5 protein-coding genes are annotated in these 4,965 nt (G+C 75.6%); 3 read left to right on the forward strand and 2 right to left on the reverse strand.

Translation table 11 applies throughout. The annotated features are described in order from the left end of the window. Nucleotides 1–59 precede the first annotated feature (59 nt). Complete coding sequence (locus KS423_RS38295) at nt 60–1,547, reverse strand: PLP-dependent aminotransferase family protein (protein WP_224284350.1); 1,488 nt, start codon at nt 1,545–1,547, stop codon at nt 60–62. A gap of 29 nt (nt 1,548–1,576) precedes the next feature. Between KS423_RS38295 and KS423_RS38300 the strand changes: the two genes are divergently transcribed. Then, a complete protein-coding gene (locus KS423_RS38300) occupies nt 1,577–2,431 on the forward strand; it encodes a methyltransferase domain-containing protein (protein WP_224284351.1) in 855 nt (284 codons plus the stop codon). Nucleotides 2,432–2,554: 123 nt separating this feature from the next. On the opposite strand, the gene KS423_RS38305 is transcribed toward KS423_RS38300, so the two are convergent. Next, on the reverse strand, nt 2,555–3,043 hold the full coding sequence (locus KS423_RS38305; RefSeq protein WP_224284352.1) for a MarR family winged helix-turn-helix transcriptional regulator: 489 nt from the start codon (nt 3,041–3,043) through the stop codon (nt 2,555–2,557). Nucleotides 3,044–3,153: 110 nt separating this feature from the next. Here KS423_RS38305 and KS423_RS38310 point away from each other — a divergent pair, with 110 nt between their 5' ends. Further along, nucleotides 3,154–4,077, forward strand: coding sequence for an EamA family transporter (locus KS423_RS38310; RefSeq protein ID WP_224284353.1), 924 nt, complete (start codon nt 3,154–3,156; stop codon nt 4,075–4,077). 42 nt (nt 4,078–4,119) lie between these two features. After that, the gene (locus KS423_RS38315; protein ID WP_224284354.1) at nt 4,120–4,761 is read left to right on the forward strand and encodes an NAD(P)-dependent oxidoreductase; all 642 of its coding nucleotides are present in this window, start codon (nt 4,120–4,122) and stop codon (nt 4,759–4,761) included. Nucleotides 4,762–4,965 lie beyond the last annotated feature (204 nt).

Here is a 4,965-nt window from a genome sequence, read left to right on the forward strand (position 1 = left end):
GACGCGCGGGCCCGGCACCCGCCACCGGCGAGGCGCGCCGGCTGGACCCGGCACACGCCTCAGGGCGAACGGCGGACCAGGCGGCCCAGGACGGCCAGGCCCTCGGCGATCTCGGCCACCGAGCCCGCCGCGTAGCCGAGGACCAGCCCGGGCCGGTACGGGAGCCGGGCGTGCCAGGACAACGGCTGCACCTTGACCCCCTCGGCCAGTGCGGCGGCGGCCAACTCGGTGTCGGTGCGGCCGGGTTCCTCCGGCAGCGTCAGCATGAGGTGGAGGCCCGCCGCCGCGCCGTGCACGGTGGCTCCCGGCAGGTGGGTGCGGATGGCGGTGATCATGGCGTCCCGGCGGCGGCGGTGCCGGCGGCGCAGCAGCCGCAGGTGGCGGTCGAGGTCGCCGGACTCCATCAGCCGGGCGAGGACCAGCTGGGGCAGCACCGGGTTGCCGAGGTCGGCGAAACGCTTGGCGTCCAGGACGGCGTCCCGCAGCCGGGCCGGGACCAGCAGCCAGCCGGTGCGCAGCGCCGGGGCGAGCAGCTTGGAGATGCTGCCCGCGTAACAGACCCGGTCCGGCAGGGCGGCCCGCAGGGCCGGGACGGGCGGGCGGTCGTAGCGGTGCTCGGCGTCGTAGTCGTCCTCGATGACCAGGCCGCCCTCGCCCGCCCAGCGCAGCAGCTCACGCCGTCGGTCGCCGCCGAGGACGACGCCGGTCGGATACTGGTGGGCGGGGGTGAGCAGGACGGCCGGGGCACCGGTGGCGCGCAGCGCGTCGACCCGGACGCCCTCGCCGTCGACCGGGACGGGCGGGGTGGCGGCGAGCCAGTGGGCGAGGTGCTGCCGGGCGCCGAGTGAGCCCGGGTCCTCGACCGCGACCTCGTTGATTCCCGCCCGGCCGAGGGCACGGCCGAGCAGGGCCAGGGCCTGGGCCGTGCCGGCGACGATCAGCACCTCGTCCGGGTCGGCGCGGATGCCCCGGTTGCGGGCCAGCCAGTGGGCGACGGCCCGGCGCAGGGCCGGGGTGCCGCGCACGTCGCCGTAGCCGAGGTCGGATGCGGCGAGGCCGTCGAGGACGGCCCGTTCGGCGCGCAGCCAGGCGGCGCGGGGGAAGGCCGCGAGGTCGGGCACGCCGGGGGTGAGGTCGATCCGGGCAGGGGTACCGCGCAGCAGGTCGAAGACCTCGGGTTCGGGATCGTCCCGGAACAGGGCGGGTGCCGGGCGGGGCGGTTCCGTCACGGGCGCCTCTCCCGGTACGGCAGGGGCCGCGACCACGACCGTGCCGCCCCGCCCGCGGCCGGCGACCTGTCCCTCCTCGGCGAGGCGCTGGTAGGCGTCGGTCACCACCCCGCGGGAGACCCCGAGTTCGGCCGCCAGCACCCGGCTGGCGGGCAGCCGGCTGCCGACCGGGAGCCGCCCGTCGGCGACCGCCTCGCGCAGTCGGCGGGCGAGCCAGTCGGTGAGGCCGCCGGACGGGGCGTCGGCGGTGTCGAGCTGGAGGAAGTCGGCGCCGGTCTCTTTGGACCGGTCGGATGCATCGGCTTTGGACCTGTTCACCGGACCATAGTGGCGGCGAGGGTGGGGCCATGACCACGGAGACGACGGCGCCCGCGGATGCGGCAGCACCTGGGCACCACCACGACTACGTCCACGGCTACTCGGAGAACGAGGCCCAGCGCCTCGGCGACCAGGCCGACACCCTCGCCGAACTGCTGCACGCGGGCACGGCGTACCCGGCGGGCAGCCGGGTGCTGGAGGCCGGCTGCGGGGTGGGCGCGCAGACCGTGCACCTGCTGGCCGCCAGCCCGGGCGTGCGGCTGACGGCGGCGGACCTCTCGGCACAGTCGCTGGCGCAGGCCCGGGCCCGGGTGGCCGCGCAGGCGCCCGCCGCGGACGTCACCTGGCACCACGGCGACCTGCACCGGCTGCCGTTCCCGGACGGCTCGTTCGACCACGTCTTCCTGTGCTTCGTACTGGAGCACCTGCCGGACCCGACGGCCGGGCTGGAGGCGCTGCGCCGGGTGCTGCGGCCGGGCGGAACGATCACGGTGATCGAGGGCGACCACGGCTCGGCGTTCTTCCACCCGGAGAGCCCGGCGGCCCGCCGCACCATCGACCACCTGGTCCGACTGCAGGCCCGGGCGGGCGGCGACGGCCTGCTCGGCCGCCGCCTCCACCCGCTGCTGACCGCGGCCGGCTTCGCGCGGGTGTCGGTCCGCCCGCGCACGGTCTCCGCGGACGACGCCCGGCCGGCCCTGGTGGAGGGCTTCACCCGGCGGACCTTCGTCGCCATGGTCGAGTCCGTCCGGGCGGAGGCGCTGGCCGCCGGGCTGACCACCCCGGAGGCGTTCGACCGGGGCATCGCGGAGCTGCGCCGCGCGGCGGAACCGGGCGGAACGTTCCACTACACGTTCTTCAAGGCGGTGGCGGTCAGGCCGTAGCGCGAACCGGTCCGGGACGGGCACCGGCCGGGGCGGAGCCCGCGGGCGGGGTCGTGGACGGGGGTCACGACCGAGTCCGCAGGAGCCGCTTCCCGGCCGGACACGGGGCGGATGCGGGCCCGACTACTCCCCGAGGTCCGCCAGCAGGGAGCGCATCGCCTCGACGAGCGCGGTCCGCTGCGCCTCGTCGAGGCCCGCCAGCATGCGGTGCTCGGTGGCGAGGTGGTCGGGCAGCGCCCGCTCGATCAGGGCGTGGCCCTCGGGGGTGAGGGCGACCTCGCGGCTGCGGCCGTCCTGGTCGCTGCGGGTGCGGGTGACCAGACCGCGGGCCTCCAGCCGGTCCAGGCGCTGGGTGATGGCACCGGAGGTGACCATCGCGGACTGCATCAGGCCGGTGGGGGTGAGGCGGTAGGGCGGACCGCTGCGCCTGAGGGTGGCGAGGACGTCGAACGAGGCGGCGTCCAGCCCGTGCTCGGCGAAGGTGCGGTTGAGCGCCGCGTCCACCAGCCGGTAGAGGCGCTTGAGCCGGCCGAACACCTCCATCGGGGAGACGTCCAGGTCGGGGCGCTCGGCACCCCATTGCGCGACGACGCGGTCCACATGATCTGCCACGGGTTCAGGGTAGCGATCCCGACCGGATTCCTTAGCGGTGAGGTAACCGTGAGCCATCTCACTCGTCCGGCGCGGTGAAGAATGCCTTAGTGCTGAGATAGATTGCCTTAGTGCTAAGAAATCGGCTCGCCCTCGTCCTGGTGACGGCCCTCGCCCCGGCGGTCTGGGGCACGACCTACCTGGCCACCACCGAACTCCTGCCGCCCGGCCGCCCGCTGCTCGCCGCCGTCCTCCGCTGCCTGCCCGCAGGGCTGCTCCTGATCGCCCTCACCCGCCGCCTGCCGCAGGGCAGTTGGTGGTGGCGCTCACTGGTCCTCGGCGCACTCAACATCGGGGTGTTCCAGGCCCTGCTCTTCATCGCCGCCTACCGCCTGCCCGGCGGCATCGCGGCCACCGTCGGCGCCGTCCAGCCGCTGATCACCGCCGGGCTCTCAGCCCTGGTCCTCGGCGACCGGCTCACCCTGCGCACCGTGCTGTCCGGCATCGCGGGCATCGCGGGCGTCAGCCTGCTGGTGCTGCGGGCCGACGCCGAACCGGACACGATCGGAGTGGTCGCCGCACTCGGCGGCGCCGTGGTGATGGCCGCCGGCATCGTCCTCTCCAAGCGCTGGGTCTCCCCCGCGCCGATGCTCGCCACCACCGGCTGGCAGCTGACCGCCGGCGGACTGCTGCTGGTGCCGGTCACGCTGCTCACCGAGGGTGCGCCGCCCTCCCACTACACCCTCGCCAACGTGCTCGGCTACGCCTACCTCTGCCTGATCGGCGCGGCCGTCACCTACGCGCTCTGGTTCCGGGGCCTGCGGGAGCTGCCGCCGACCTCGGTCTCCTTCCTCGCCCTGCTCAGCCCGGTGGTCGCCACCCTGCTCGGCTGGCTGGCGCTCGGCCAGGACCTCAGCCCGCTCCAGGCGTTCGGAGCGCTGGTCGTGCTCGGCTCGCTGCTCGCCGCCCAGACCCAACGGCCGCGCACCGCACCGCGTTCGGCACCCGGGACCGAACCGACGACCGACCCGCGGTCCGTCCGCGAGAACGCCTGACCCCGTCCCACGACCGTTCCCACCACTTTCAGGGAGTACCCCATGCGCATCACCGTGTTCGGCGCCACCGGCAACGTCGGCAGCCGGGTCGTGGCCGAGGCCCTGGCCCGCGGCCACCAGGTCACCGCCGTCGTACGGGACCCGGCGAAGCCGCACGGCCTGCCGTCCGCCGTCACCCTGGTCGTCGGCGATGCCCGCAACCCCGAGGACGTCGCCCGGATCGCGCCCGGACAGGACGTGGTGGTCACCGCCACCCGTCCGGTGCCCGGCAGCGAGCACGAGCTGGCCATCGCCACCAAGGGCCTGCTCGCCGGGGTCGCCGGCACCGGCGTGCGGCTGCTGGCCGTCGGCGGCGCGGGCAGTCTCCTCGTCCCGGGCGGCGGCGGGACCACCCTGGTCGACAGCCCCGGCTTCCCCGAGGAGATCCGGCCGATCGCCCTGGCCTGCAACGAGCAGCTCGACCTCTACCGCGCTGCCGGCCCGGACGTCGACTGGACGTACCTGAGCCCTGCCGCGGTGCTGGAGCCCGGCGCGCGCACCGGCCGGTTCCGGATCGGCCACGACGACCTGCTGGTCGACACCGAGGGCAACTCGGCGATCTCCATGGAGGACCTCGCCGTCGCGCTCCTCGACGAGGCCGAGCAGCCTCTCCACCGCCGGGCGCGTTTCACCGCCGCCTACTGAACGCCCGGGCCACCCGGCGCCCCCGCCCCGGCGGGGGTGTACCCAGCACCACCCCGAAGACGGCAGTGGGGGTGATCGATCATCAGACCGGGCTCGGACAGGATCGCTTCCGTGACCAAGACCGAAGCCCAGAGCACCACCGCCCGCACCACCTCGGCCCAGCGGACCGCGGCCGGCGCGGCCGGGCGCGCGCCCCGAGCCCGC

It is taken from the genome of Streptomyces sp. LS1784 (assembly GCF_020103755.1).
Lineage (GTDB): Bacteria > Actinomycetota > Actinomycetes > Streptomycetales > Streptomycetaceae > Kitasatospora.

What these genes read in the sequence shown, in the direction of transcription:
- KS423_RS38300 (WP_224284351.1), top strand. Translation starts at nt 1,577, where the DNA reads ATGACCACGGAGACGACGGCGCCCGCGGATGCGGCAGCACCTGGGCAC.
- KS423_RS38315 (WP_224284354.1), top strand. Translation starts at nt 4,120, where the DNA reads ATGCGCATCACCGTGTTCGGCGCCACCGGCAACGTCGGCAGCCGGGTC.